This window comes from Granulicella rosea, from assembly GCF_900188085.1.
Classification (GTDB): domain Bacteria; phylum Acidobacteriota; class Terriglobia; order Terriglobales; family Acidobacteriaceae; genus Edaphobacter; species Edaphobacter rosea.
On sequence record NZ_FZOU01000001.1, the window covers coordinates 595797 to 620057 of the forward strand.

Annotated in this window: 21 protein-coding genes; 6 read left to right on the forward strand and 15 right to left on the reverse strand. The window is 63.6% G+C overall.

All coding sequences use genetic code 11. From position 1 onward, the window contains the following. Window positions 1-85 precede the first annotated feature (85 nt). Together sucB and lipB are read right to left on the reverse strand one after the other, a co-directional pair. Complete coding sequence (sucB, locus tag CHB87_RS02745; protein ID WP_089406835.1) at window positions 86-1702, reverse strand: 2-oxoglutarate dehydrogenase, E2 component, dihydrolipoamide succinyltransferase; 1617 nt, start codon at window positions 1700-1702, stop codon at window positions 86-88. 145 nt (window positions 1703-1847) lie between these two features. Continuing rightward, the gene (gene lipB, locus CHB87_RS02750; protein WP_089406836.1) at window positions 1848-2597 is read right to left on the reverse strand and encodes a lipoyl(octanoyl) transferase LipB; all 750 of its coding nucleotides are present in this window, start codon (window positions 2595-2597) and stop codon (window positions 1848-1850) included. Window positions 2598-2725: 128 nt separating this feature from the next. Between lipB and CHB87_RS02755 the strand changes: the two genes are divergently transcribed. Further along, window positions 2726-4006, forward strand: coding sequence for a GGDEF domain-containing protein (locus CHB87_RS02755; RefSeq protein WP_176441547.1), 1281 nt, complete (start codon window positions 2726-2728; stop codon window positions 4004-4006). A gap of 15 nt (window positions 4007-4021) precedes the next feature. Here CHB87_RS02755 and CHB87_RS02760 read toward each other — a convergent pair whose 3' ends face one another. Together CHB87_RS02760 and lpdA are read right to left on the reverse strand one after the other, a co-directional pair. Continuing rightward, the gene (locus tag CHB87_RS02760) at window positions 4022-5281 is read right to left on the reverse strand and encodes an amidohydrolase family protein (RefSeq protein ID WP_089406838.1); all 1260 of its coding nucleotides are present in this window, start codon (window positions 5279-5281) and stop codon (window positions 4022-4024) included. A 70-nt stretch (window positions 5282-5351) separates the two neighbouring features. Beyond that, window positions 5352-6812 carry a dihydrolipoyl dehydrogenase gene (lpdA, locus tag CHB87_RS02765; RefSeq protein ID WP_089406839.1) on the reverse strand — a complete coding sequence of 487 codons (1461 nt, stop codon included), beginning with the start codon at window positions 6810-6812 and terminating at the stop codon, window positions 5352-5354. Between the two features lie 156 nt (window positions 6813-6968). On the opposite strand from lpdA, the gene CHB87_RS02770 reads away from it, so the two are divergent. Beyond that, window positions 6969-7502 (forward strand): Uma2 family endonuclease, encoded by a 534-nt coding sequence (locus CHB87_RS02770; RefSeq protein WP_089406840.1) that lies wholly within the window; start codon window positions 6969-6971, stop codon window positions 7500-7502. A gap of 41 nt (window positions 7503-7543) precedes the next feature. On the opposite strand, the gene CHB87_RS02775 is transcribed toward CHB87_RS02770, so the two are convergent. After that, the gene (locus CHB87_RS02775; RefSeq protein ID WP_089406841.1) at window positions 7544-8710 is read right to left on the reverse strand and encodes an acyltransferase family protein; all 1167 of its coding nucleotides are present in this window, start codon (window positions 8708-8710) and stop codon (window positions 7544-7546) included. A 489-nt stretch (window positions 8711-9199) separates the two neighbouring features. Further along, window positions 9200-10189 carry a porphobilinogen synthase gene (gene hemB / locus CHB87_RS02785; protein ID WP_089407492.1) on the reverse strand — a complete coding sequence of 330 codons (990 nt, stop codon included), beginning with the start codon at window positions 10187-10189 and terminating at the stop codon, window positions 9200-9202. 344 nt (window positions 10190-10533) lie between these two features. On the opposite strand from hemB, the gene CHB87_RS02790 reads away from it, so the two are divergent. Both CHB87_RS02790 and CHB87_RS02795 read left to right on the forward strand, forming a co-directional pair. Beyond that, the gene (locus CHB87_RS02790) at window positions 10534-12354 is read left to right on the forward strand and encodes a hypothetical protein (RefSeq protein ID WP_089406843.1); all 1821 of its coding nucleotides are present in this window, start codon (window positions 10534-10536) and stop codon (window positions 12352-12354) included. Between the two features lie 9 nt (window positions 12355-12363). Further along, window positions 12364-13608 (forward strand): alpha/beta hydrolase family protein, encoded by a 1245-nt coding sequence (locus CHB87_RS02795; RefSeq protein ID WP_089406844.1) that lies wholly within the window; start codon window positions 12364-12366, stop codon window positions 13606-13608. Window positions 13609-13655: 47 nt separating this feature from the next. On the opposite strand, the gene mnmE is transcribed toward CHB87_RS02795, so the two are convergent. The 3 genes from mnmE to CHB87_RS02810 form a co-directional block, all read right to left on the reverse strand. Further along, window positions 13656-15017, reverse strand: a complete 1362-nt coding sequence (gene mnmE, locus CHB87_RS02800) for a tRNA uridine-5-carboxymethylaminomethyl(34) synthesis GTPase MnmE (RefSeq protein WP_089406845.1) — start codon at window positions 15015-15017, stop codon at window positions 13656-13658. A gap of 237 nt (window positions 15018-15254) precedes the next feature. Further along, complete coding sequence (locus CHB87_RS21770) at window positions 15255-16076, reverse strand: zinc-ribbon domain-containing protein (protein ID WP_142988180.1); 822 nt, start codon at window positions 16074-16076, stop codon at window positions 15255-15257. Between the two features lie 19 nt (window positions 16077-16095). Beyond that, a complete protein-coding gene (locus CHB87_RS02810; protein ID WP_089406847.1) occupies window positions 16096-16437 on the reverse strand; it encodes a hypothetical protein in 342 nt (113 codons plus the stop codon). A 688-nt stretch (window positions 16438-17125) separates the two neighbouring features. Here CHB87_RS02810 and CHB87_RS02820 point away from each other — a divergent pair. Further along, the gene (locus tag CHB87_RS02820; RefSeq protein ID WP_089406848.1) at window positions 17126-17818 is read left to right on the forward strand and encodes a DUF2461 domain-containing protein; all 693 of its coding nucleotides are present in this window, start codon (window positions 17126-17128) and stop codon (window positions 17816-17818) included. Between the two features lie 404 nt (window positions 17819-18222). Continuing rightward, window positions 18223-18519, forward strand: coding sequence for an HU family DNA-binding protein (locus CHB87_RS02825; RefSeq protein ID WP_089407493.1), 297 nt, complete (start codon window positions 18223-18225; stop codon window positions 18517-18519). A 68-nt stretch (window positions 18520-18587) separates the two neighbouring features. Here the strand turns inward: CHB87_RS02825 and CHB87_RS02830 are convergent, their stop codons facing one another. From CHB87_RS02830 to rsmG, 6 genes are all read right to left on the reverse strand, one after another. Continuing rightward, complete coding sequence (locus tag CHB87_RS02830) at window positions 18588-19775, reverse strand: carboxypeptidase-like regulatory domain-containing protein (protein WP_142988181.1); 1188 nt, start codon at window positions 19773-19775, stop codon at window positions 18588-18590. A 70-nt stretch (window positions 19776-19845) separates the two neighbouring features. Next, window positions 19846-20628 (reverse strand): methyltransferase family protein, encoded by a 783-nt coding sequence (locus CHB87_RS02835; protein ID WP_245817780.1) that lies wholly within the window; start codon window positions 20626-20628, stop codon window positions 19846-19848. Between the two features lie 5 nt (window positions 20629-20633). Next, window positions 20634-21533: a ParB/RepB/Spo0J family partition protein gene (locus CHB87_RS02840; RefSeq protein WP_089406851.1), complete on the reverse strand. Its 900-nt coding sequence runs from the start codon at window positions 21531-21533 to the stop codon at window positions 20634-20636. Window positions 21534-21661: 128 nt separating this feature from the next. Next, window positions 21662-22633 carry a ParA family protein gene (locus tag CHB87_RS02845; protein WP_089406852.1) on the reverse strand — a complete coding sequence of 324 codons (972 nt, stop codon included), beginning with the start codon at window positions 22631-22633 and terminating at the stop codon, window positions 21662-21664. A gap of 153 nt (window positions 22634-22786) precedes the next feature. Continuing rightward, window positions 22787-23392 carry a hypothetical protein gene (locus CHB87_RS02850; RefSeq protein ID WP_142988182.1) on the reverse strand — a complete coding sequence of 202 codons (606 nt, stop codon included), beginning with the start codon at window positions 23390-23392 and terminating at the stop codon, window positions 22787-22789. A gap of 287 nt (window positions 23393-23679) precedes the next feature. Further along, window positions 23680-24261 (reverse strand): 16S rRNA (guanine(527)-N(7))-methyltransferase RsmG, encoded by a 582-nt coding sequence (gene rsmG / locus CHB87_RS02855; protein ID WP_089406854.1) that lies wholly within the window; start codon window positions 24259-24261, stop codon window positions 23680-23682.

Sequence of the window (24261 nt, forward strand, 5' to 3'; positions counted from 1 at the left end):
CGACACCCGAGTCGGATAGTTTTGCCGCCGCAAACGAGACGCGGCAGCCAAATGGCTGCCGCGTCACGTCTTGCATGGCCAAGAGCTAGCCGATGTCTTCGGACCAGTTCTCGAGGTACTGCTTGAAGTCGGTCATGAACTTGCCTGCGTCCGCGCCGTCGACGATCCGGTGATCGAAGCCCAGGGTGAAGCGCTGGATCGAGCGAATGGCGAGCGAGTCCTGGCCGTCCTTGTCGGTGATCACCATTGGCTCTTTGTTCAGGCCTCCGATGCCGAGGATCGCCGCCTGCGGCTGGTTGATGATCGGCGTGCCGAACTGCTCGCCGAAGATGCCCGAGTTGGTCAGGGTGAACGTGCCGCCCGATGCCTCGTCCGGCTTCAGCTTCTTGTTGCGCGCGCGGTCGGCGAGATCGATGATCGCGCGCGTGATGCCGAGGAAGTTGCGCTCCTCGCAGCCCTTGATGACCGGAACGATCAGGCCCCAGTCGAGCGCGACCGCGATGCCGATGTTGATGTTTTTGTTGTAGAGGATCGCGTCGCCCTGGACGGCGGCGTTCACGATCGGGTGCTTGCGCAGGGCGTTCACGGCGGCGCGCGTGATGAACGGCATGTAGGTCAGCTTCACGCCGTTGCGCTGCTCGTACTTGTTCTTTTCCTTCTCGCGCAGCTTGACGATGCGCGTCATGTCGACCTTGAAGACGGTGTGGACGTGCGGGCTGGTCTGCTTGCTCTCGACCATGCGCTTGGCGATGATGGAGCGCATCTTGGTCATGGGTACCAGCTCGCCGCCCTGCGGGACGAAGGCCGGCGCCGCCTGGGCAACCGGCGCGGGAGCCGGCGGAGCAGCGGCCGCGGGGGCCGGTGCGGCGGCGGGCTTGGCCGCAGGGGCTTCGAGGTGGCCGAGGATGTCCTGCTTGGTGATGCGGCCCTGGGAGCCAGTGCCGGGGACGCCGGAGAGGTCGACATTGTTGTCCGACGCGATCTTGCGGACCAGCGGCGAGGAGCGCGGCGTCTCGCCCACCGAGGCGGAGGCAGCGGGAGCCGCGGCGGCGGCCGGCGCCGGAGCCGCGGGCGCGGCGGCCGGGGCAGCCTTCGCGGCCGGAGCGGCAGCGCCGCCGCCGATGACCGCGACGATGGAGTTGACGGTAACGGTCGAGCCTTCCTGCACCTTGATCTCGGTGAGGATGCCGGCGACGGGCGACGGAATCTCCGCGTCCACCTTGTCGGTCGAAATCTCGAAGATCGGCTCGTCGCGCTGAACGCTGTCGCCCACCTTCTTGAGCCACTTCGTGATGGTGCCCTCGGTGATGGACTCGCCCATCTGCGGCATCATGACGTCGGTGCCGCCAGCGGCCTCCGGCGCCGGGGGCGGAATCGCGGCCTCAATGGCGGCGGTCGCCTCGGCGGCGGGAGTGGCGGAGTCGGCCTTCAGGTCGACTGGAGCGGGAGGAGCGGCGACCGAGCCGGTCTCGGCAATCGTGCAGACGACGGTGTTCACCTGGACGGTCGTGCCCTCGGCGATCTTGATCTCTTCCAGCGTGCCGGCGGTGGGCGAAGGGATCTCAGCGTCGACCTTGTCGGTCGAGATTTCGAAGAGCGGCTCGTCGCGCAGGACGCTGTCGCCCGGCTTCTTCAGCCACTTGGTGATGGTGCCTTCGGTGATGGATTCGCCCATCTGGGGCATTACTACTTCGGTCGCCATGAGAGTTCCTTATCGTCGGTCGAGCTTGAAAGTGTAAACCGTGCGCCACTGGATTATAAGACTCCGAGACGACTGGGTGCCCAATCCGTGCGGTTATAGGACGGATGTTGCAGAAATCGGACGCCAGGCCGGCCCCGGAGAGGGTTCAACCCCGGTCCGCGCCGTGGACACCGATCTCAGTGCCGAGAAGCTCGTCGACCGACTCGGTCCAGAGCATCTGCCGGTCGAAGACCTTGCCGAAGTTGCGTGCGGTCGCGTTCAACACCTGGTCGAAGGTGGGCGGCGGGTCGTGCGGGGTTTCGAGTTCAAGGCTGGTGACGTCGCGGTCCGCGATGCCGCAGGGGACGATCCACTGGAAGTCGCGCAGGTCGGTCGTGACATTGAGCGCGAAGCCGTGCGAGGTGACGCCCTGCGAGACATGCACGCCGAGCGCGGCGATCTTCTTTTCGAGAATGCTGCCGCCGGCGAAGGTCCAGACGCCGGTGCGGCCCTTCACCCGCTGCGTCATGACGCCGTACTCGCCGCAGGTGCGGATGAGCACCTCCTCCAGCAGACGGATGAAGTCGACCGGGCCGAGGTGCGGGCCTTTCTTGCCCGGCAGATCGCCGCGCAGATCGACGATGGGGTAGCCGATGAGCTGTCCGGGGCCGTGGTAGGTGACGTCGCCGCCGCGGTTGGTGTCGTGGAGTTCCACTCCCTTTGCGGCGAGAAGCTCGTCGCTGGCGAGGATGTTGGCGCGGTCGGAGTTGCGGCCCAGCGTCAGCACCGGCGGGTGTTCGAGCAGCAGGAGCGTGTCGGCGATCAGGCCCGCCTTGCGCGCGGCGACCACCCGCTGCTGGATGGCGAGGGCTTCGGCGTAGGGCACGCGGCCGAGGGATAAAAGGTGGACGAACATGCTTGCACCAGCTTACGAGAATCTTCGCGGTCAACGCAGATTCATCGCCGCAAAGACGCGAGTTGGGAGTATGTTTCAATTCTGACGTTGACTCAATGCAGGTGACTTCAGTAACCGGAGGGTGCTTTATGAGGCCGGAACAACTCATCAACCTTCCGAATACGGCGGCGCTGGTGCTGCTGATCGTCATGCTGCTAGTGCTGCGGCATCGGGAGTCGAAGCTCGCGATCGGCAGTTGGCTGGTCGCGATGAGCCTGGTGCTGGCCTCGCAGGTCGCCTGGTACTTTGCGAAGGCCAGCGGCCCGCAGGCGATCATGGTCCACACCTTCCGGCTGTGCGCCGACATGCTGGCGGGGGTCGTGCTGCTGCTCTTTACCGGCTGGCAGGACGAAGGCCGCTCCGGCCAGACGAAGCTGCTGGCATGGAATGCAGTTCCCTTCCTGGCGCTGGAGCTGCTGTACGGTCTGCAGGTCTATCGTCCGGAGGTCTTCGTCGCGTGCGCGGCGGGCGGCGCGGTGGTTTGTCTTGCGGTCGGATTTGCCCTCTGCCGCAGATGGCCGTATGTGGTGTGGCAGCTTTTGCTGTGGTGCGCCGTCGGAGCCTTCGGCGCGAACGGCAACTTCCGGGCCGCGGCCTACTGGGGGCTGGGCTTCGTCTACAGCCGCGCGGCGTTCCACCTGTGGTTCCGGCTGGGACGAGGCCAGCTTGGACGCCTCATGGTGGTGGGCAGCCTTGCCGTCTGGTCCACGAGCTTCTTTCTGCATCCGTGGCTGCTGCAGATCGCGACGCTTCGGCCGCTGGCGGAGTCGATCTGGGCGATGCAGCGCTTTGCGGTGCCGATCGGCATGCTGGTGATTCTGCTCGAAGACGCGATGCGCGAGAACAAGCTGCTGGCGCTGCACGATCAACTGACGGGCCTGCCCAATCGCCGGTTCATGGAGCAGAGCCTGCTGGCCGCGGTGCAAAGCGGCAGGGCGGGTGTTCTGCTGCTGGATCTGAACGGCTTCAAGGCAGTGAACGATCGGCATGGACACCTGGCCGGCGACCTGCTACTGCGGCAGATCGCCGTGCGGCTGCGACGGCTTGCCGATGCGGAGGATACCGTGGTGCGGATGGGCGGGGATGAGTACCTGATCGTCTCGAACCACGACCTGGAGTCGCTGGCCCTGGCCGTGCGCGCGGCGGTGCGGGAGCCGGTCCGGATCGACGAGGAGGTCACGGTCTCCGTGCAGGCCAGCGTGGGAACCGCATCGTTCCCCGAGGACACGGGCAGAGCCCGCGGTGAAGACGCGGTGACCGAACTGATCCGCGTCGCGGACCGCCGCATGTACGCCGCCAAGGAGAGCGGCAAGGCGAACCGGGGACTTATCGGGACGAACGATCGCAGGACGACGCCACGGAGCGCGTAACCCAAGGCACGATATCTACTGCTTCGTCTTCTCCGGCGCTCGATAGATCACCGTCCCGTTGCGAATCGTGCAGCGGACGCGGGCAAAGGCGGTGATGTCGGCGGCGGGATCGCCTTCGAGGACGACGAGGTCCGCATCCATCTTCGGCGCGATGGAGCCTGTGTGGGCGGAGAGACCGAAGCGTCGAGCGGGGCTCGTGGTGAGCGAGGCGAGGATCTGCGGGAAGCTCATACCGGCGTGCTGCATGAGCGCATACTCCTCGGTCGTGTCGAACTGGTAGATGTAGCCGACGTCCGTGCCGAAGAGAATCTCGCCGCCAGCGGAGGCGTAGGCGCGCAGGCGCGCGACGGCTTGGTCGGCGAACTTCGCGGCTGCCTCCGGTGTCGCGCCTCCCTTTTTCGCCTCCACGTCGAAGAGCGTGAGCGTGGGGATGAGCGCCATATGGGCGGAGAGCATGCGCTGGACCAGCGCGGACGGCCACGGTCCGTCGTGCGAGTCGGAGGTGACGTGGGCGAGGATGTCCACGCCCGAGTCCAGTGCGAGATTGACGCCGGCCAGATTGGTCGGATGCGCAAAGACCGGCCGATGCAGCCGGTGGGCTTCGTTCACAATGGCCTTCGCGCGGTCGAGCGGCATCATCAGGACGGTGTCTTCCTGGATGGAGCCGGCGAAGATCTTGACGCCGTCGGCGCCTGCTTCGATCTGCTTCTGAGCCCTCGCGGCGGCTTCGGCGGTGGTGGCGTCGTCGGGTAGCGTGATGTGCTGCTGGGCGAGGTAGCCCTGGACGTAGACGGGCACGCCGTGCGGCGGAAAGAAGGGCTCCCCGACGGTGAGGATGTTTGGACCTCGCACCTCGCCGGTGTTTATCCGGTTGCGGAGGGTCTCGGCGTTCGCGAGCGTCGAGGCGATGTCAAAGACCGTGGTGAAGCCCCAGCGCGTGAGCATCTCCTGGAACGCCTTTGTTAGCTCCGGGGCGGATTTCTCGTCGGCGTGGAGGAACTGCACCGGCAGCAGGTGAACGTGACTGTTCCAGAGGCCAGCGGTGACGGTTTGACCCTTGCAGTCGAGGATGTCGTCCGCCGGGATGTTCTTTGGGATTTGGATCGACTTGCCGGCTGAGACGATCTTGCCGTCGTGGATGAGGATGGTTCCGTCTTCGATGGGCTTTGCGGTGGGCGAGGCGTAGATGCGGGCGTGGGTGAGGACGAGGTCGGCGGCGCGAGCGCCGGGGCCGGCACAGAGGATGGCGGCGGCAAGGAGGGTCACGATACGCATCGGAGGTGTACCTCGGCAATGAAATGAGGCCGGGCTGATTGCCCGGCCTCGTGCGTTTCGGGAGTGGGAACTACACGTTGACGGCCAGGCCTTCGACGCTGGAGAAGCCATCCAGCAGGCTTTCGGCGAGCGTGGGGTGGGCGTGGATGGTGAACATCATCTCTTCGACCGTGGCTTCGAGTTCGATCGCCGTGACGCACTCGGCGATGATCTCGGTCGCCATGGGGCCGATGATGTGGACGCCCAGCACCTCGCCGTACTTCGCGTCCGAGACCACCTTCACGAAGCCGTCGTGGCTGTCGAGGATCGTCGCCTTGGAGTTGCCGGCGAAGGGGAACTTGCCGACCTTGACCTGGTAGCCCTTCTCCTTCGCCTGAGCCTCCGTCAGACCGACAGACCCGATCTGCGGGTCGCAGTACGTGCAGCCGGGGATGCGCTGGCGATTGACCGGGCGGGCGTACTTGCCGGCCAGCTTCGACGCGACCACCAGGCCGCACATGGCGCCGACGTGCGCGAGCTGCGGCAGGCCGCCGACGATGTCGCCGATGGCGTAGATGCCGGGTTCCGACGTCTCCATCCACTGGTTCGGCATGATGAAGCCACGCTCGAGCTGGATGTTCGTCTTGTCGAGGCCGCAGTCGTAGGTGCGGGGCGCGCGTCCCACGGCGACCAGAACCTTCTCCGCCTGCTTGGTCTCGGTTTTGCCGGCTGCGGTCGTGTAGGTGACGAGCGCGCCCTCGGCGTTCTTCTCGATCTTCTCGACCTTGCAGGAGACGTTGATGTCGATGCCGCGCTTCTTGTACAGGCGCGTAAGCTCCTTGGAGATCTCTTCGTCCTCGGCGTTCACGATGCGGGGCAGCGCCTCGAGGATGGTCACATCCGCGCCGAAGCTCTTGAAGACCGAGGCAAACTCGACGCCGACCGCGCCCGAACCGATGACGATCAGGGACTTCGGGCAGTGGTCGGTCGTGAGAACCTCCATGTTGGTCATGATGGTCTCGTCGGACTTGTAACCCGGCAGCATGCGCGCGTCGGAGCCGGTGGCGATGACGACGGACTTGGCCTTCACCTCGGCGGCCTTCTGCGACGTATAGCCTTCGGCCTGCGCGTCTTTACCCTTGCCGATGTCCTCGGCGGTGACCGATACGGTGTGTACGCCGGCGACGGCTGCGCCGGTCAGGCGGCCGTGTCCGCGGAAGACCGTGATCTTGTTCTTCTTCATCAGGAAGTCGAGGCCCTTGGTGTGCTTGGCGGTGACCTCGTTCTTGCGCGCGATGACATTGGCCCAGTTCAGCTTCACGTCGCCGACGTCGATGCCGTATTTGGACGAGTGCTTGAGGTGGTCCCAGATCTCGGCCGAGAAGAGCATGGACTTTGTCGGGATGCAGCCCCAGTGCAGACAGGTGCCGCCGAGCTTGTCGGTCTTCTCGATGAGCGCGACCTTGAGGCCGAACTGTGCGGCGCGAATCGCGCAGGTGTAGCCGGCGGGTCCGCCGCCAATCACTACGAGGTCGTAAATCGTCTCTGCCAAGGGAACTCTCCGTTCGGTGCCGAATATCAACAGTTTGAATTTTACGCTTGGCGTCAAGTGGGGCTGAAAATCGGGTGCGGTACTCGAACGGCGGCGTGGCGAATCGGCGTCACAATGTGCTTCTCAAGGTTGAATCCCGGTGCGATACTCGATCACATGGCGACGACGGCGCTCATCTCGGTCAGCGAATACCTGAACACGACCTACCGGCCCGACCGCGACTACATCGACGGCGAGGTGAGGGAGAGGAACCTGGGCGAACGTCCGCATGCCATGCTGCAGATGGTTTTGAGCGTAATCTTCGCGCAAAACCGCAATCTTTGGAATGTTCTACCTTTGCCGGAGCAGCGAGTTCAGACCTCGGCGACCCACTTCCGCATTCCCGACCTCTGCATCGTACGGCGTAGCGACCCGGCTGACCGTATCGTCTACACCGCGCCCCTGCTTTGCATTGAGGTGCTCTCGCGGGACGACACCCTCGGCGATATGCAGGAACGCGTGGACGACTACGTGGGCATGGGAGTCGAGAACGTGTGGGTGATCGACCCGGTTCGACGCACGGCCTATATGAGCAATTCGTCCGGATTCGTGATGCCTGCGAATGGCGAGCTGACCGTGACCGGGACGCCGATACGCGTTGTGCTGGCGGAATTGTTTGCGCAGGTGGACGAGTTCGAGGCCGGTAGGTAGAGCTCGCCGGCACTCCGAAAGCGTGCCCTCAGGCAAACTGTCTAGCCTTCCCGCAATACAGTGCCGATCTCGCGCGGCCCGTCGCCGAACCGAACCCGTAGCCAACGATTTGCGGGCTCGGAATAGAATCTCGCCACCAGCACTCCCAGCGCACCGGCCAGCAGAATCGTCACGCCAAACAGCGGCCACACCAGCGTCAGCGGCTTGCCCCAGCGCACGAACTGGTCGAAGCAGGTGTAGACCACGAACATGTGCGTGAGGTAGACCTCGTAGCTGTTTCTTCCATAGGCCAGCAAAGGGCGAACGAAGCGCGGCGCCCGCCAGCGGCTCTGCGAGGCCGCCGCGATGACCAGGCAGGCGCCGATGCCGACGAACGTCATCAGCAGGCCGGTCTCTTCGAGCTTCAGCTTCGCAAGCTGCGGTGAGCAGGTGAGGCACAGGATCAGAAGGGTCAGGCCGCCCGCCAGGCAGGCGCGGACCGTCGCCGGCTTGAGCGTGCGGTGCGCGAGACAGATCGCCGTCAGACAGCCGAGCGCGATCGCGTCCATGCCGCCGAGATAGCTGTACTCCTGCCAGACGTCGTTGCCATGCGTGAGCAGCGTGCGGCCGAAGGGGCCGAGCACGACGAAGACGCCGAGCAGCGCGATCAGCCAGCGGCCGCGCAGGAACCGGCAGGCCAGCGGGAAGCCGAGGTAGAAGAGCTCCTCGACCGAGAGCGACCAGAGGATGTCCCAGTTGCCGGGCAGGTAGCCGCGCGTGGCCTCGAGCCAGCCGATGTGAAACGTCAGTGCGGCGACAAGCGCGCGGCCCAGGCCGCCGGTCTGTGGCTTCACGACGTAGTTCGGCACATGCAGCGCGTGCAGCAGGCTGAGGATGGCGAGCAGCGTCAGCAGCAGCGGCGCGATGCGCGCGAAGCGGATGAGGTAGAAGTCCTTGATACGGACGTCGCCGAGCGTGCCCCAGCGCCGGATCGTCGTCGCCGCGATGAGGAAGCCGGAGACAGCAAAGAAGATCTGCACGCCGGGCTGTCCCTGCCAGACCAGCGCGACGACCAACTGCTTGGGCATGCCGTGGGTGTACGGAATGCGCGCGCCGCGCAGACGCATGTTCACGTGGTTCATCAGGACGTAAAAGATCGCCAGCGCGCGCAGGCAGTCGACGCCGTCGATGCGGGTCCAGCTACGGGTTTGGTTTGGTTGCTCAGTCATGGGATTCAGAACGCGCTCACAATGCCTGGGCGCCCCATCCTTCGCGCCTTTGCAAAGGGTGGGGCGCCCCAGCACTTTCATTCCTCTTGAGAAAAACAGGCTTACGTTGCTACTCGACGGGCATAGGTCCGTCGCACTGCCATTTCCGAAGGCCGCAGTTGCGGCACTTGCGTGCGAATCGGTTCAGGCCGAAGATCCCTGGTCCATTCCTGTAAAACTTCGACCCGCAACGTGGACACAGGAAAGACAGTCTCTTCCCATCGATTGCGGCGAAGCAAAAGAAGTACAGAAGCATCAAAATGCCCGGCGCCAGTAAGGCCTTCAGACCATGCTGGTGAAAGATCGACCCCACCGGAAACGCGACAAATAGTGCGAAGGGCGCCCAACCCACAAGGAACGCAATCGGAACTCCGCGAAGATTGCGATGCTTCTTCCACGCAGCAGCGCAATCTGCGAGCGGATAACCCGGCCTGAACTCCCAATCGCCGTTCATCCCAGCACCCGCCCCGCATCCTTGGCGAAGTACGTCACGATGAAGTCCGCCCCCGCTCTGCGGATGCTGAGCAGCGACTCCATCATGGCGCGTTCGGGTTCCAGCCAGCCGCGCTGGAAGGCTGCGTGCAGCATGCTGTACTCGCCCGAAACCTGGTACGCGCCCAGCGGCAGGTCGACGCGCTCTCTCGCGGCGCGGATGACGTCGAGATACGGCATCGCGGGCTTCATCAGGATCATGTCCGCGCCTTCGACGACGTCCTGTTCGATCTCGCGCATGGCCTCGCGCAGGTTGGCCCCGTCCATCTGGTAGCTGCGCCGGTCGCCGAAGGCGGGAGCGGAGTCGGCGGCCTCGCGGAAGGGTCCGTAGAAGGCGGAGGCGAACTTCGACGCGTAGCTCATGATGGGCGTCATGGCGTGGCCGCCTTCATCGAGCGCGTGGCGGATGGCGTCGATGCGGCCGTCCATCATGTCGCTGGGCGCGACGATATCCGCGCCCGCGGCTGCGAGCGATGCGGCGGCCTTGGCGATGAGCTGGATGCTCGAATCGTTCTCGATCTCGTAGTGATCGCCATCGCGGGCGACGATGCCGCAGTGGCCGTGCGAGGTGTACTCGCAGAGGCAGACGTCGGCGATCATGGTCAGGGGCTTCAGCTTGCTCTCCGACTTGAAGACGCGCAGAGCCGTTTGAACGATGCCGTCCGAAGCCCAGGCGCCGGTGCCCTGCTCGTCCTTCTCCGCCGGCAGGCCGAAGAGCAGCAGGCCGCCGAGACCCAGCTCCGCGCACTCGTGCGCCTCCTTCACGGCCTCGTCGACCGAGAGGTTGAAGACGCCGGGCATGGAGCCGATCTCCTTGCGCACGCCCTCTCCGGGGCAGATAAAGAGCGGGTAGATCAACGACTCGGGACGGAGGTGCGTCTCGCGGACCAGCGACCGGATGGCCTCCGTGCGGCGCAGACGGCGCATGCGGGTGACGGGAAAGTTCATGGATACCAGTTTATGCCCATGCCCAAACAGCTCGTCATCCTGAGCGGAGCGAAGGACCTGCGTATTGCCTTGCGCTGCGACGCCGCTCCGTACGAGACGCAGGTCTTTCGCTGCGCTCAAGATGACACTGGATTTTGCGACGCTGCAGGTACAGAAGCAGATTCCCCACGGGAATGACAAACAAGAGAACAGGCAACGGCAAGAGCAAGGGCCAATACGGGGTCCTTCACTTCGTTCAGGATGACGAGCTTTTGGGGTAGGAGGACCACCGCAAAAAGTTGTATCGGTGCGGTCTTCCCCGTGCGATATAGTTTGCCCATGCCGCACGCCCGTCCGCCGCTCGCATGAAGATCGACTCCATCCCCACGGCGCGTCCGCGCATGCGGCTGATCCTGCTTGCGGTCAGCGTGCTGATCCTTGTGCTGGGCGCGGTCGAAAATCTCTACGGCAACACCGACGACGGCGACGTCTACGGCTCGGACGCGGTGCAGTATCTCGACATCGCGCGCGCCATCGAGCGCCACGACTGGCGCTCGGCCCTGAACCCGCTCTGGAGCCAGGGGTATCCGGCGCTGCTGGCTGCGGAACGACCGCTCTTCGCGGCTGGGCCGGGCGGCGACTGGGCCGCCATCCGCGTGTTGAACTTCTCCATCTTCGCGGCGAACTACGCAGCGTTTCTCTATTTTCTGGTGACGATTCTGCCGGGGATCGTCGGCAGTACGCCCGCGCACGAACGGCGAAAGACGCTGCTCTGGATCGCGGGACTGACCTTCTTTGTCGCGACACAGATCTGCCTGGGACAGGTCTCGCGGGTGAACCCGGACGAGCTGGTGACCACGCTCTTCTTCCTCTTCTGCGGTCTTGCGGCGCGTTGCTGGAGGTGGACGGTTGCGCTGGCGCAGCGCCGAGGCAGCGTGCGCTGGGGCCTGAGCATGGGGCTCGTGCTCGGCGTTGGCTTTCTCGTGAAGGCGATCTTTCTGCCGCTCGGTTGCGGCATGCTGGCTCTGCTGGCGCTGCGCTGGCGTAGACATTGGCGCTCGGTGCGCGTGCCGCTCTTCGCCGCGGCGGCGGTCTTCGCCTCCATCGTCGCGGTCTATGGAATCGCGCTTTCGTCGGCGGTTGGCCACAGAACTCTGGGCGAATCCGGCGCAATCAACTACGCATGGCACGTGAACCGGCTGCAGAAGTGGGTGCACTGGGAGGGCGGCAGGCAGCCCGCGAACATCGCATGGCCGAAGACGTCGATGGCGCGCTTCGCACGGTGGGACGACGATCCGCCGGAGTTCGGCGCACCGCTGCATCCGAGCGCCATCCTGCAGGAGTCGCCCCGCGTCTACGGCTTTACCGCCCCCATCCATGCGACGTATGTGCCGTACTACGATCCGCCCTACTGGTATGAGGGCTACCGCCACCTGATCAGGCCGCGCTATCAACTGATTGCGCTGGTGAAGTGCATCAGCGATCTTGCCCTGGTGTTGCTGCGGATGCCGCTCTTCTTTGCCTTCCTGCTGGCGCTGGGCCTGCTGCTGCGCGACGCGCAGGCTCGCGCGCTGCTGCGAATTTACGTCGGGAATGTCTCGTGGGCGCTCTGGTTCGGCTTGCTGGGCGTCGCGATCTATCTTCCGGTGCATCTCGAAGGACGATACCTTGCGGGCTTTCTTGCGCTGATCGCGCTGCAGCTCTTCGCGGGCGCGACGCTGAAGGTGGAGATGATGACGACGGGCCGCGTTCGCGCCGTGAGCGGGCTGTTGCTGATCGGGCTGGCGGGCAATCTGCTGCTGACGCAGGCGCCGGTGTGGCGCAACCTTCTGCACCACAAGTCTCCCCGCAACAACGTGGAGTGGAAGATCGGCGAGGCCGTGGTGGCGCAGGGTCTGCCGCCGATGAGTCAGGTCGGCGTGCTGGGCTGGACCGCCAACCTGCACAGCGACTGGGCCTACATCGCGCATCTGCAGATCACCAGCGAGATCGCCTCGCCCGCCGACATCGATCTCTTCTGGCGACAGACGCCCGCCGAGCAGGCCCGCACGCTCGAGACCTTTCGCAAGGCCGGCGCGGTGGCCGTCTTCACGCGCGGCAAGCCCGCCAGCGCCGGTCCGGAGTGGACGCCGCTGGGCGACACCGGCATGTCGATGCTGCGGCTTGCCGACGCGCAGGTCAGGTAGATTGGCGATATGACCCAACGCTACAGCTACGATCCACCGCGACGCTGGGGCCTGTGGCGTCTGCTGGCCGCGCTGGCCTGCGTCGCAGCTGCCTCCGCGCTGGCGCTGATGCTGATCGTGAAGCGGCATCGCCTGCCCGCGCCCACCGGGCCGTATGCCGTGGGCACGCGCATTCTGGATATGACCGACACGAGCCGGCATGCGGATGGCGTCGCCGGGTCGGCGGCCGGCGGCAGCCGCCAGTTGGTCGCGCAGATCTGGTATCCGGCGCTGCCTTCGCAGCAGCCGGTGGCGGCCTATAAACGCTGGCGCGAGGTTGGTTATAAGGATCTCTACGAGCCGCTGGTGAAGACGAACTCGCGCTGGGACGCTCCCGTCGCGCCTGACCTTCAGAGAGTCGCGTTCCCGGTGCTCATTTTCGGCCATAGCTGGGGCGGCGAACGGGTGCAGAACACGGCGCTGGCCGAGGATCTGGCGAGCCACGGCTACATCGTCCTCGCGGTCGATCACCCGTACAACTCCGGCCGCGTGCTGCTGCAGGATGGCCGCGTCATCGCGGGCTCTGAGCCGATCGAAGGTCCGCTGGGCGCCTCCGCGACGGCCGAGCAGCAGATCGACTACTGGAACGCCACGCTCGACATCTGGGCCGCGGACGATCTCTTCGCGCTGAACCGGCTGGCCGCGCTGAACGCCGACGCCGACGACCCATTGCACGGACGCGTGGATACGAACATCGTCGGCGCGTACGGTCACTCCTTCGGCGGCGCGGCGTCGCTGCGGCTGTGCGGGCTGGATCCGAGGATCAAGGCGGCAGTAAACCTCGACGGCTGGACCTTCGGCGCGCTCGCCAGCCGCACCTCCGCCCAGCCGGTGCTGATCTTTTATGAGCAGGTGTCGGTCGGCCGCAGGGACGAGCTCGCGAAGACGCCGCCGCCCGGCACGGTCGAGGATCAGAAGGACCGCGCGGACTTCGCCGCCGTCGACCGCAGCTTCGCCCGGTACGGCGGCACGCGCCTCTTCGTGAGGGACACGCAGCACCTCGACTTCAGCGACCAGCCCCTGCTCCCGCCGCTGCACCGCGGCCACTTCACTGGGCCGATCGCCCCGGCGCGGGTCGACGACATCCTGCGCCAGACCGTGCTCGCCTTCTTCGACCAGAGCCTGCGCGGCAAGCCGTCGAAGCTGCTTGCCGACCCGCACGCCGTCTTCCCCGAGGTGACGGCGGAGGTACATGAGACGGCTGCGAATCCGTAAGAGCCTCTGCTGAAACAGCAGTTACAAGAGGGTGGAAGCGTGAGGCATCACTTGCCGATGCAGAAGGTCGAAAAGATGAGCCGCAGAATGTCGTCCGCCGTGGTCGCGCCGGTCAGGCTGTCGAGCGACTCGAGCGTCTGGTAGAGGTCGAGCAGCAGCATCTCGTGCGGCATCGTCTCCCGCAGTGCGCGTGCGGCGGCGGATAAGGCTGCGAGCGCGGCGGCGATGGCCCCGTGCTGGCGCAGGTTCGTAATCAGCGCCGAGTCGCCTGTGGGCGCGGCGTGCGCGAAGGTCTGGAGCAGCGCCTCTTTCAGCTCTTCGACGCCGGCCCCGGTCTTCGCCGAGACGATGCGATGTGGAACGGGAAACGCTGGCGGCGCGGCGATGAGGTCGGCCTTGTTGACGACCAGCAGCGCGGCGCGGCCCTCCAGCTTCGACCATGTTTCAAAGGCTTCGCCGTGGTCCGGGTCGGTCGCGTCAACGACGAGCAGTACCACGTCCGCCTCGGCCATGGCGGCGCCGCTGCGTGCGATGCCCTGGCGTTCGGCCTCGCCCTCGGGGCCGGCGGGCGCCTCGCGCAGGCCGGCGGTGTCGATCAGCTCGACCGGGATGCCGCCGAGCGAGAGCCGCTCCTGGATGGGGTCGCGCGTGGTGCCGGGCTGCGCGGTGACGATGGCTCGGTCGCGCTGGAGCAGCCGGTTGAAGAGCGAGCTCTTGCCCGCGTTCGGCTTGCCCACGATCGCCAGCGTGAAGCCCTCGCGCACGATGCGTCCGTAGCGGTAGCTGTCGGCCAGCGCCCGCAGCGGGGCTTCGACTCCGGCGATGCGCGCGGCGATCTCCGGCTGCGGCATCAGGTCGAGGTCGTCCTCGGCGAAGTCGATACCGGCCTCGAGCGCGGCGATCAGTTGAATCAGGCTTTCTTTGATCGGGGATAGGACGCGCGAGAGGCTGCCGCCAAGCTGCCGCGCCGCCACGCGCGCCTGGTGCAGCGTGCTCGATTCGATGAGGTCGTGGACGGCCTCGGCCTGCGTGAGGTCGAGCCGCCCGGCGAGAAACGCCCGCTGGGTGAACTCGCCCGGCTCAGCCAGCCTTGCGCCCCGGTCGAGGCACGCCTGAACGATCGCCCCCAGCAGCACCGGCGAGCCATGCGCGGCGATCTCGACCACATCCTCCGACGTGTAGGAGCGCGGACCCTGAAAGTAGGTGACGACCGCCTCATCCAACACCAAGCCCGTGTCCGGGTCGAGCACCTCGGCAAAGCGAGCCTGCCCCGCCGCCAAAGCGTGTCGCAGACGCAGCAGCGGCTCGGCGATCTCCTTCGCCCGCGGCCCCGACAGCCGCACGATGCCGATGCCGCCGCGGCCGGGCGGGGTCGAGATGGCGACGATAGTGTCTTGTTCGAAAGTCACTGTTTGAGGTTAGCGCAAGGAGGACCAATACATCCGATGGCCGATGACGATAAGGGCGTTTATTGAGAGTAATTGCATCCCACGCCACCTGAGCGAGTGCTCAATAAGTGCATCGGGCTGTTTTCGTCAATTGACCTTCTGGATCGCGGGAGCGCACTTTTGCCCTGTTGACAGCGGTTGTTAATCGATTGGACGCCATTTGTCTGTTGGCTTCAGCGGAGCTTTATGCCACTTGTTTCATTGAGTCATTACCTTGCAATAGTCACGTTTTTGCCGATCCGTGTCGAAGATTTGATCGTCTTTTACGCAGGCATCAAACTTCTTCTGCCATGCAGCCTGTTCTTGCTTGTGGCGTTTGTCATATGACTCAAAAAACGATTGTGGCAGGGTGAGTCCGGACACGTCGAAGCTGATCGTCTCAGCCACCTTTTGATATGGATGATATTCGAGATAAAGCTTCTTACTCGCTTGTAACTTCGCAACGAATTGACGCGGGTTCGAGGCGAACAGTGCGTGATAATCCGAAGAACGTGACCAGCTCTGGCGGACCGGTCGTTCATCGTCGAACCTGATTCGAACAGATGTATCATCATATCCAACCATTTCCGGTGTAATTACGTAAGCTTCGAGTGCTTTCCCTTTTAAACGCACTATGATCGTCGATCTGCCATTGGAGTCCCGGTAAACCGTAGTTTTTACCCCATCTATAGAGTTGACGGACTCGTTCTTATCCCAGGTTGGGTTTGCATCTGCGGATGAGACAGGGGCCGAAATCGGGACACTTGCTGGAGTAGTAGCGGCCGTCGATTGCCCCGATTTCTTTGCAGTGAGAAGGATCATTGCCACAAAGAGAAGCACCGCGAAAATGACTCCGATGGCAACCTTGCGAGAAAACCCTGAACTTAGTTGTTCAGTTAAAACTGAAGGCGCGGACATCTCAGAAGACGAGGGGGTAGTCGCCTGAAGGAGCGTGGGTTCGGTGGTGACGGGGTTGCCGCACTTGCCGCAAAATGCATTATTTTCCGGGATTGTGCTCCCACAATTTGAACAAAGCGACATCAGCTTCTCCCATGTTTCGCTAAATACTCTCTTGCCACTTGGAAACCGCTGCGGGGATGGCCTCGCCAATGGTTTCACAATGTTCCAAAGTTTTTTTGATTTTCCACGCGAGAATTTCGTCCTTCAAGGTGTGAACATGCTCGTGGGTTTCGATAATCTCCCCGGCTACATTCGACTCGTCGGTCAACGTTTGAATTGAACCGATCAAGCCTGTAGAGAGCGATGCATTTGTTCTTGCCATTTCCAAATGAAGGTTTACCAAAGCAATATGCTCCTGCATGTCATTGCTGTACCTCCATTCATAAGCGAAAAATGCTAATAGCAAAAGCAAAATCCACGACGCAATAACCTTCTTCTTCATTGACACTCCTTTGCCTCGCCGAATTCGCTCCCAGCTCATTGCCTGATTGAACCCCGCCCCTGCGGACGGAGTATACAGTAAATCTCTTCTCAGACCGTTGACTGTTCGCGCATTTGTGAGTACGGCTGAGGCATAATAGTCGCACGAGGCGATCAGATGCTTTCGGCTTTGGCGAGTGGACGCTAGATTCTTGCGGAATGCCAGAAGGCATACTTAAAGTTGGGGCTCCATTCATACAAATCGCCAATGCACTCATGGAGCTGCATTAGTAACGACAAGTCGGCTTGTGGGAAGTAATGGCGGTTCACCTTTTAGAGCGCAGTTTCACAAGCCTCTACTGCGGCAGCGGTCCAGTTCCCTGTGGGCCGCGCGATGGCGCTGCGGCGACACCCTGGGCAAGCTGCTGCGGGTAATCCCGCTGCGCAGGCCTGCCGTGATCTGCATCAGGAAGTCGTGCGCCGCGCCGGGTTATTGGGCAGGAAGAGCGTGTTCGTGCCGCCGCGTGTGCCGATGTCGCGCAGCGTGTCGAAGTACTGGGTGAGCAGCACGGGCGCCATCACATCCTCCGGCGTCGCGCCCGGTACGCCCTGCTGGAAGTGCTCGATCGACGCCGAGAGGCCGTCGATGATGGCCTGCCGCTCATGATCCGGTCGAGCTACGACCGGCCGTTCTCGGCTAACATGAAGCCATGAGCGTGCATTTATCCAAGGCGGCGCTGGCCTTTCTGAAAGGCCTGAAGAAGAACAACGACCGCGTCTGGTTCGACGAGCGCAAGCCGGTCTATGAGAAGGAACTGAAGGCGCCCATGCTGGCGCTGGCCGAGGAGATCAACGCCGGCCTCGCGAAGTTCGCGCCCGACTACGTGCGTCCGCCGCAGAAGGCCGTGATGCGCATCTATCGCGACATCCGGTTCAGCAAGAACAAGCAACCGTACAAGACGCATGTGTCGGCCTGGTGGACCAGACAAGGCCTCGAAAAGACCTCCGGCGGCGGCTTCTACCTCGAGATTGGCGAGCGCGGCGTGATGATCGCGGCGGGCGTCTACATGCCGGAGAAGGAGCAGTTGCTCGCGATCCGGCGGCATCTGCTCGACCACCACGAGCGCCTGCGCAAGATCATGAACGCGAAGAAGCTGCGCGAGGCGATGACGCCGATCGACCCCGTCAGGATGACGCGCGGACCGAAGGGCTTCCCCGCCGATCACGCGGCGATGGATCTGATCCTGCAGCGGCAGTGGGGCGTCTCCGCGACGCTGCCGATCGAACACGCACTCCAGCCGGCGCTGGTGAGCGACATCCTGACGCACATGAAGCTGGCCTATCCGATGGTCGCGCTGCTGAACGAGCCGCTTGCGCCGAAGCCGAAAGAGCCGTTGTTTTAGCCTTGTCTTCTTGTTTGTCCTTCCCGCAGGGAATCTGCTTTTCGCCTTTGCGACTGCCGGTTTTGTCCCTTAGCAACTGGCGCAAGGCAGAAGCGGACCCTCCGCGAGGATGACAGACGACGGCGACGGTCGCCAGGTCGGCGGCGCTCATCGAACCCGCGTCAACACACGGGTTTTCTCGCTTCCCCTTCAAATTTCCGGGGTTTTTAGCCTGTTTTCGACATGAATCCGGTAAAAACCCGAAAAAACCTGTGGAAACCCGACAATTCCGGTTGACAAAGCCCCGCGAAGGGCCGAAGGTGGATTGCGGTACAGTACTCCGAACCCGCATGAATACTGGCGATTTCGGCCGCGACCAGGATTTTTATACGCACTACACCTCGAATCGACGAAGGAGCAACACCATGGCAAAGGGTATGACCAAGACCGCACTCGTCCGCGCGCTGGCCGAGAAGATGGAACTCACGAACAAGCAGACCTCGGCCTTCCTGGAGCTGCTCGCCGAGACCGCCGTGAAGGAGACCAAGAAGAACGGCGAGTTCACCATCCCCGGCATCGGCAAGCTGGTCAAGGCGGAGCGCAAGGCGCGCCTCGGCCGCAACCCCCAGACCGGCGAGACCATCAAGATCAAGGCCAAGACCGTGGTCAAGTTCCGCGTCGCCAAGGTCGCCAAGGACACCATCGCTCCGCCGAAGAAGTAGTTCAAAAGCAGGGAATAGGGCTTAAGAATATGGACTAGCTGCCACCGTCGCCAGCCGCTCGCTTACTCCTACTTCCCTATTCCCTGCTTCAAGGGCTCCAGCACGATATCGTCCAGCACGACATCGTGCTCCCCGACGATCACCGTGATGTCGGCATTCTTGTACATCGGTGCAATGCTTTCCGCGCTCATGTCTTTCGCGGAGCCGGTCCAGTCGGTCCCGTCCGTGATCGCCAGCTTGTAGGTTCCGGACGGCACATAGTCGAAGTGGAACGCTCCATCGGCGACACCGAGGAATTTGCGATAACCCTCATCATCCTTTAGCAGAGCGGATGCATGGGCGATGGGGTGCAGGCTTCCATTGGCAAGCACCCTCCCACGGACGCCGTGCAAGATCTGAAGCGTCACCGCCAGATCGACGCCGGTCCTCTGCTCACCGTCCTTGAGTTCGACGATCTGAGCCTTGGACCTGCGAAACTCTCCCGGAGCATAGACTGTGAGACCCTGCCAACTGCTGCTCAAGGGACTCTGCCCGGCGTTTGACGTCCGCGTCTCGCGCGCCGTGGAGAGCGTCGCGGTGACGACATACTTGCCGGGGCGCAGGCCGTATAAGCGATAGCTCCCGTCATCCAGCGCAGTCGCGATGCTGCGTTGGTTGACGAAGGCGATCTGCATGAGCGCCTGGCCAAGTCCGTAGTTCTCCGGTAGCTCCAGCCCCGTAGCCGGCTGCACGCGCAGATAAAGACCGCCCACCGGCGTGCCGTCGTCATAGCGCGCGACGCCTGAGATCGAAGCTCCCCGCTCCATCGTCAGGTCCACTGTCGAAGTCTGGTCGGTGGCGACATGAACCACTGGAACCGAGGCCAGCACCACATTCATATCCGGCGTGGCGAGCTTGTCCTCGCTGGATACCGGCAGCTGCACCGGCACGATATAGCCGGGCGCGGTCGCCAATGCGAAGTAATCGCCCGGTGGCAACCGTTGGACGTTGAAGCTGCCATCGAGTTCGCTTTCGACGCTCACCATGGTGAGGCGATCTTCGGCTTTCTTCGCCTGCGAGTCCCGCTTTGAGGCATCGCCCTTCAGCGTCTCGTCCTTCGGCAACAGATACACTGTCGCGAAGCGAGCCGGGCGCTGCGTGTCCGAAGCAATCACATGCCCGGTGACCGAGCCGCCTGGCGCCTGCGGCGGTGCGGATGTCTGCGCGCAAAGTAGCGGCGCGAACACAAGAGCGAGACAGGTCGCGGGAATCTTCATGGCCCCAAGTATCGTGCCGACGCTCATGCCGCGCAACTGGATTTGTCGGCGGAGCTTTATTCCCTGTTTCCTACTCCCTGTTTTTCGGGCCCTTGATAAATGCCCGCGCCACCAGCGACAGCCCCAGCGATATGATCACGCATTTGATCAGCGGGCGCGCGTTGTAGTTCCATCCCGCGAAGGCGAACGAGCAGGCCACGCCCCACATATACAGCTCGCCCAGAAACGCCTGTCCCCACGCAGGCGGCTTGCCTGCGGCGGCGATGCGCGTCTTCAGCGACGGCAGCAGGCGCGGCACAAGCTGGCAGTACGCAAGGTACGGCGCGCCCAGCGTGCTTTCCAGAAACGCCTCTTCGCCGAGAATCAGCCGGATCTGCATGACGCCGATCAGCACGAGCGTCCAGATGGCGCCGCTTGGCGGCATCAGCAGCGTGAGCGTAAAGCTGTGCAGGAAGGTGCCGAGATAAAGCGGGTTGCGCAGATGCCGGTACGGCCCGTCCGCGACGACGCCCGCATGCATGCTGCCATCCTGCACGATGCCCGCGCCCAGGTACGCCGAACCCCACGTTCGCAGCAGCGCGCCGCCGACCGCAAACGCGATGCCAAGCGCCAGCAGCAGGTCGAAGTCCGCGCCGATGTTCATCAACCCGGCCTTCGACAGCGTCGCGGCCAGCAGACCCCAGGTGTGCGAGTTCGGCCCCGGCGGGTCGAGGTGCAGCGCATAGTTCCACGGCGCCCAGAAACCCAGCGTGTAGACCAGACCATGAAGAAAATAACGCAGGCGAAACTCGAGCGCGGAGGCCTTCATCGGACCGTCCGGATTCGCGGGGCGATTTGTAACTGTAATGCGCACATACTCTACTCTTCCTCAATCACATTGCGGTCGCCCAGCGCGGCCATGATGGCGTCGAAGTCCTCGAGGCCGGAGTATTCGATGATGACCTTGCCCTTGCCCTTCTTGTCCTCGATCCGCACCTTCAGGCCCAGCACGCGCTGCAACTGGTTCTGCGCCTCGTGTACATTCGGATCCTGCGCGGCCTCGATCTTTTCGATCTTACCGGGTTTGGACTCGGGATTCATCAGCCCCTGCACATAGCTTTCGGTCTGGCGGACCGACATCGACAGCGCGATCACCTTCTGCGCGGCGGACGCAATCTGCTCCGGCGTACTCAGCGCGAGCAGCGTTCGCGCGTGTCCGAAGCTCAGATCGCCCGCCTCCACCTTCTGCTGGATTAATTCGGGTAAACGCAGTAACCGTAAAAAGTTTGCGACGCTGGCCCGCTCCTTGCCCGTCCTGATGGCCATCTGCTCCTGCGTCATGTGGAAGTCCTGGCTGAGCCGATGGTAGGCGCGCGCCTGCTCCATCGGGTTCAGATCGGCGCGCTGCAGGTTCTCGACGATGGTCATCTCCATCGCCTGCTCGTCTGAAACCGTGCGGACGATGGCCGGAATCGTCTCCTTGCCTGCCTTCTTCGACGCCAGCAGTCGGCGCTCGCCGGTGATGAGCTGGTAGCGCCCGCCATTCAGCGCCTTCACCACGATCGGCTGCACGACTCCGGTGGCCGTGATGCTGGCCGCAAGCTCGTTCAGCTTCGATTCGTCGAAGGTCGTGCGGGTCTGGAAGGGGTTGCGGTCGATCTGGCCGAGCGGAATCTCGAGCGGTCTGCCGCCAGTCTCGGCGGCAGCGGCGGACGGACGGGGCGGAAGCAGGGTCTCAAGGCCCTTGCCGAGGGCGCGGCGTTTGTCGGGTGCGGTCATTCGGTTTACCTTCTCATTTGGCGTTTGTGGAAGAATCGCCGATAAAATCTGTCATCCTGAGCGAAGCGGAGAATCTGCGCCGAGTGCGAACCGGGACAGGGTTCCGCAAAGCCTTGATTTGTCTCTCTTTACTTCGGAACGATCGAAACCGGCTCGGACTTCGAGCCGAATGGCCAGATGCTCTTCTTCTTTTTCGGCTCGGGCGCTTCCAGCTCTCGCGTGGCGAGCTTCGACGCCTCGACCGCGTCCAGATCGCGCTGATGCTGCGCCGGACTGGTGATGTTGTTGCGGCTCAACAGTTCGCTGGCAAGGTCGCAATAGGCCTCCGCGCCCTTCGAGCGCGGATCGTAGACCGAGACCGGCAGACCGTGGCTCGGCGCCTCCGCCAGACGAACGTTCCGCGGAATCGTCGTCAGCAGCAGCTTGTCGCCGAAGAATGCCTTCAGATTCGCGCTCACCTGCTGCGAAAGATTGGTGCGGTCGTCATACATCGTCAGCAGAACGCCCTCAAGCGCCAACTGCGGGTTGAAGGCCTGGGCGACGCGGTCGAGCGTCCCCATCAGTTCGGAGATGCCCTCGAGCGCGAAGTACTCCGCCTGCATTGGAACGAGCAAGCCGTCGGCCGCCACCAGCGCGTTCAGCGTCAGCAGATCAAGCGCCGGGGGGCAGTCCAGCAGGATGATGGGATACTTCGCCCGGATCGGCTCGATGGCCTCGCGCAGGCGAAACTCGCGGCGAGGCTGCGAGACCAGCTCCAGATTGGCGCCGATAAGATTCTTGCTTCCCGGAACGAGCGAGAGCGTCTTCACCGAGGTTGGGATGATCGCCTCTTCGATGGTCGCCCCGCCGAGCAGGATGTCGTAGATCGAGAGACGCTGCTTGTCGTCGTCCTTCTGGCGCTGGATGCCGAGGCCGCCGGTGGCGTTGGCCTGCGGGTCGCAGTCGATCAGGAGGATGTCGAGGCCTTCGAGCGCGAACTCCGCCGCGAGATTGATGGCGGTGGTGGTCTTGCCGACGCCGCCCTTCTGGTTGACGACGGCGATGACCTTGCCCTTGGGGGTTTGGAGTGGGCGGGCTGGTGAGACTGCGTCGGTGGGCATAGTGGCTCTCCCAGCGTAGCGGGAGTCGCGCGGGCTGGCAATACGCCGGGGCTGAGGAAGCCTGTGCATCCCAAGGAAAACGGCCATCTCGCTTGGGGCGGATGGCCGTTGTTCCACGATTCAGGAGTCGATGTTCCACGTGGAACGTGGTGGTCAGGCGAAATGGCGACGCGGCACGAGCTTCGGCGGATCGTTCGGCGGCTGGGGTGGTTCGGCATGATGCAGGTAGTCGACCAACTGGTCGATATTCTCAACGCTCGATGGAATCGCCATTCCACGCGCATCCACCGCAGCTTCCCGCAGCTTGGCCGCGATCTGGGCAATCTCCCTTGGCGAGAGTACCGTGTCCAGGCGCGCCTCCTCGCGATGCACGATGGCATGGCCGCAGGTGCGACAGCTCGCACGGCGTTCCGCGCGATGCGTCAGGCCCGGCTGGCTCTCCTCGCAGATGCAGGTCAGCGCGCCAAGGCTGGAGAAGTTCATGATCGACTCGCTCTCGTCCGGAACACCCGGCCTCAGGATCTGGCGAATCTGTCGCGCGCTCCAGATCGCCACAACCGCCAGGGACACGATCGAGGCGCTCAGAAGGACCGAGGGATAGATGGCGACAAGGTGCAGGCTGAAGAGAAATAGCGGCACCGCCGCAACCAACGCGATCTCGGATTTCGACATGGATTTTGAAGTCGGGAAAAAGGAGATGGCTCCCTCGCCGAAAAGCCGGCGTATTCCCGTTTTTCGCGTGTTGATCTGTGTCGTCATCTCGACCTCCGAGGCCTTGCAGGAGCGCCGCCCATGTACTCCAAACTACGGAAAGTAACCTGCCGTCACCATCCCTCGATGGATCGGAGGCTGCAACTTTGTAGGAATTGAAGTCGGCGGTGGAAGGCATGAAACGGCTTACAATGAGGGATTTACCGGGAACATTCTCTGTGGGCGCGCGACTATATCCACAGCGACGCACAGGTTGCCGCTGAGCCCCGGCCTCTCTCAGGTTACGAAAGCGGTAGAGATGCGACACCTTGTTCCACGTGGAACATCGTTAGCTGCTAGCAGCGCGTCATTACGAGGTAGCGATCCGTGCTTCGTGGCAGGAGTAGCGCATCCGCAGCGCCTGAAACATCGGAGGTTAGGCTCGCCAGCGTGCCGCCCACGGCCACGCGAACGCTGGCGCCAGCCATGGCCGCCTGGGGATTGTCCACCGCGCGCAGCGTGACCGCGTCGAAGCGCCGCGAGGCGGGCATATCCTCGACGCGCCCCGACCAGACCTCTGTCTGTAGGCCCAGCGTGCGGACCGCTTCTCGGAGGAAGCTCGCCTTCTTATTCTGCGATTCCGCCAGCGTCACCCGAATCTCAGGACGCAAAAGCTGGATTGGCAGGCCCGGAAAGCCCGCGCCAGAGCCGAAGTCCAGCAAGGTCCCACATAGCGGCAGATGGGCGCCTGTGAAGAGAGACTCCCCAAAGTGCCGCGCCACGATCTCGCGTGGGTCGCGGATCGCCGTCAGGTTGGTCCGGGCATTCCACTTCAACAGAAGGTCGAGGTAGGTCGAAAGCTGCGCCAGCACCGGGGCCGGCGTCTCGGCGAAGGGCGCCAGCAGCGCGGCCAGTTCGGTCTGCGAAAGGGTTGGCAC

Coding starts and splice junctions, on each gene's coding strand:
- sucB (WP_089406835.1), bottom strand. CDS start 1,702: ATGGCGACCGAAGTAGTAATGCCCCAGATGGGCGAATCCATCACCGAA.
- CHB87_RS02845 (WP_089406852.1), bottom strand. CDS start 22,633: ATGCCCACCGACGCAGTCTCACCAGCCCGCCCACTCCAAACCCCCAAG.
- CHB87_RS02775 (WP_089406841.1), bottom strand. CDS start 8,710: ATGACTGAGCAACCAAACCAAACCCGTAGCTGGACCCGCATCGACGGC.
- CHB87_RS02820 (WP_089406848.1), top strand. CDS start 17,126: ATGAGCGTGCATTTATCCAAGGCGGCGCTGGCCTTTCTGAAAGGCCTG.
- CHB87_RS02825 (WP_089407493.1), top strand. CDS start 18,223: ATGGCAAAGGGTATGACCAAGACCGCACTCGTCCGCGCGCTGGCCGAG.
- hemB (WP_089407492.1), bottom strand. CDS start 10,189: ATGAACTTTCCCGTCACCCGCATGCGCCGTCTGCGCCGCACGGAGGCC.
- CHB87_RS02830 (WP_142988181.1), bottom strand. CDS start 19,775: ATGAAGATTCCCGCGACCTGTCTCGCTCTTGTGTTCGCGCCGCTACTT.
- CHB87_RS02770 (WP_089406840.1), top strand. CDS start 6,969: ATGGCGACGACGGCGCTCATCTCGGTCAGCGAATACCTGAACACGACC.
- CHB87_RS21770 (WP_142988180.1), bottom strand. CDS start 16,076: ATGTCGCTTTGTTCAAATTGTGGGAGCACAATCCCGGAAAATAATGCA.
- CHB87_RS02850 (WP_142988182.1), bottom strand. CDS start 23,392: ATGACGACACAGATCAACACGCGAAAAACGGGAATACGCCGGCTTTTC.
- CHB87_RS02760 (WP_089406838.1), bottom strand. CDS start 5,281: ATGCGTATCGTGACCCTCCTTGCCGCCGCCATCCTCTGTGCCGGCCCC.
- CHB87_RS02755 (WP_176441547.1), top strand. CDS start 2,726: ATGAGGCCGGAACAACTCATCAACCTTCCGAATACGGCGGCGCTGGTG.
- CHB87_RS02840 (WP_089406851.1), bottom strand. CDS start 21,533: ATGACCGCACCCGACAAACGCCGCGCCCTCGGCAAGGGCCTTGAGACC.
- CHB87_RS02790 (WP_089406843.1), top strand. CDS start 10,534: ATGAAGATCGACTCCATCCCCACGGCGCGTCCGCGCATGCGGCTGATC.
- CHB87_RS02795 (WP_089406844.1), top strand. CDS start 12,364: ATGACCCAACGCTACAGCTACGATCCACCGCGACGCTGGGGCCTGTGG.
- CHB87_RS02810 (WP_089406847.1), bottom strand. CDS start 16,437: ATGAAGAAGAAGGTTATTGCGTCGTGGATTTTGCTTTTGCTATTAGCA.
- lipB (WP_089406836.1), bottom strand. CDS start 2,597: ATGTTCGTCCACCTTTTATCCCTCGGCCGCGTGCCCTACGCCGAAGCC.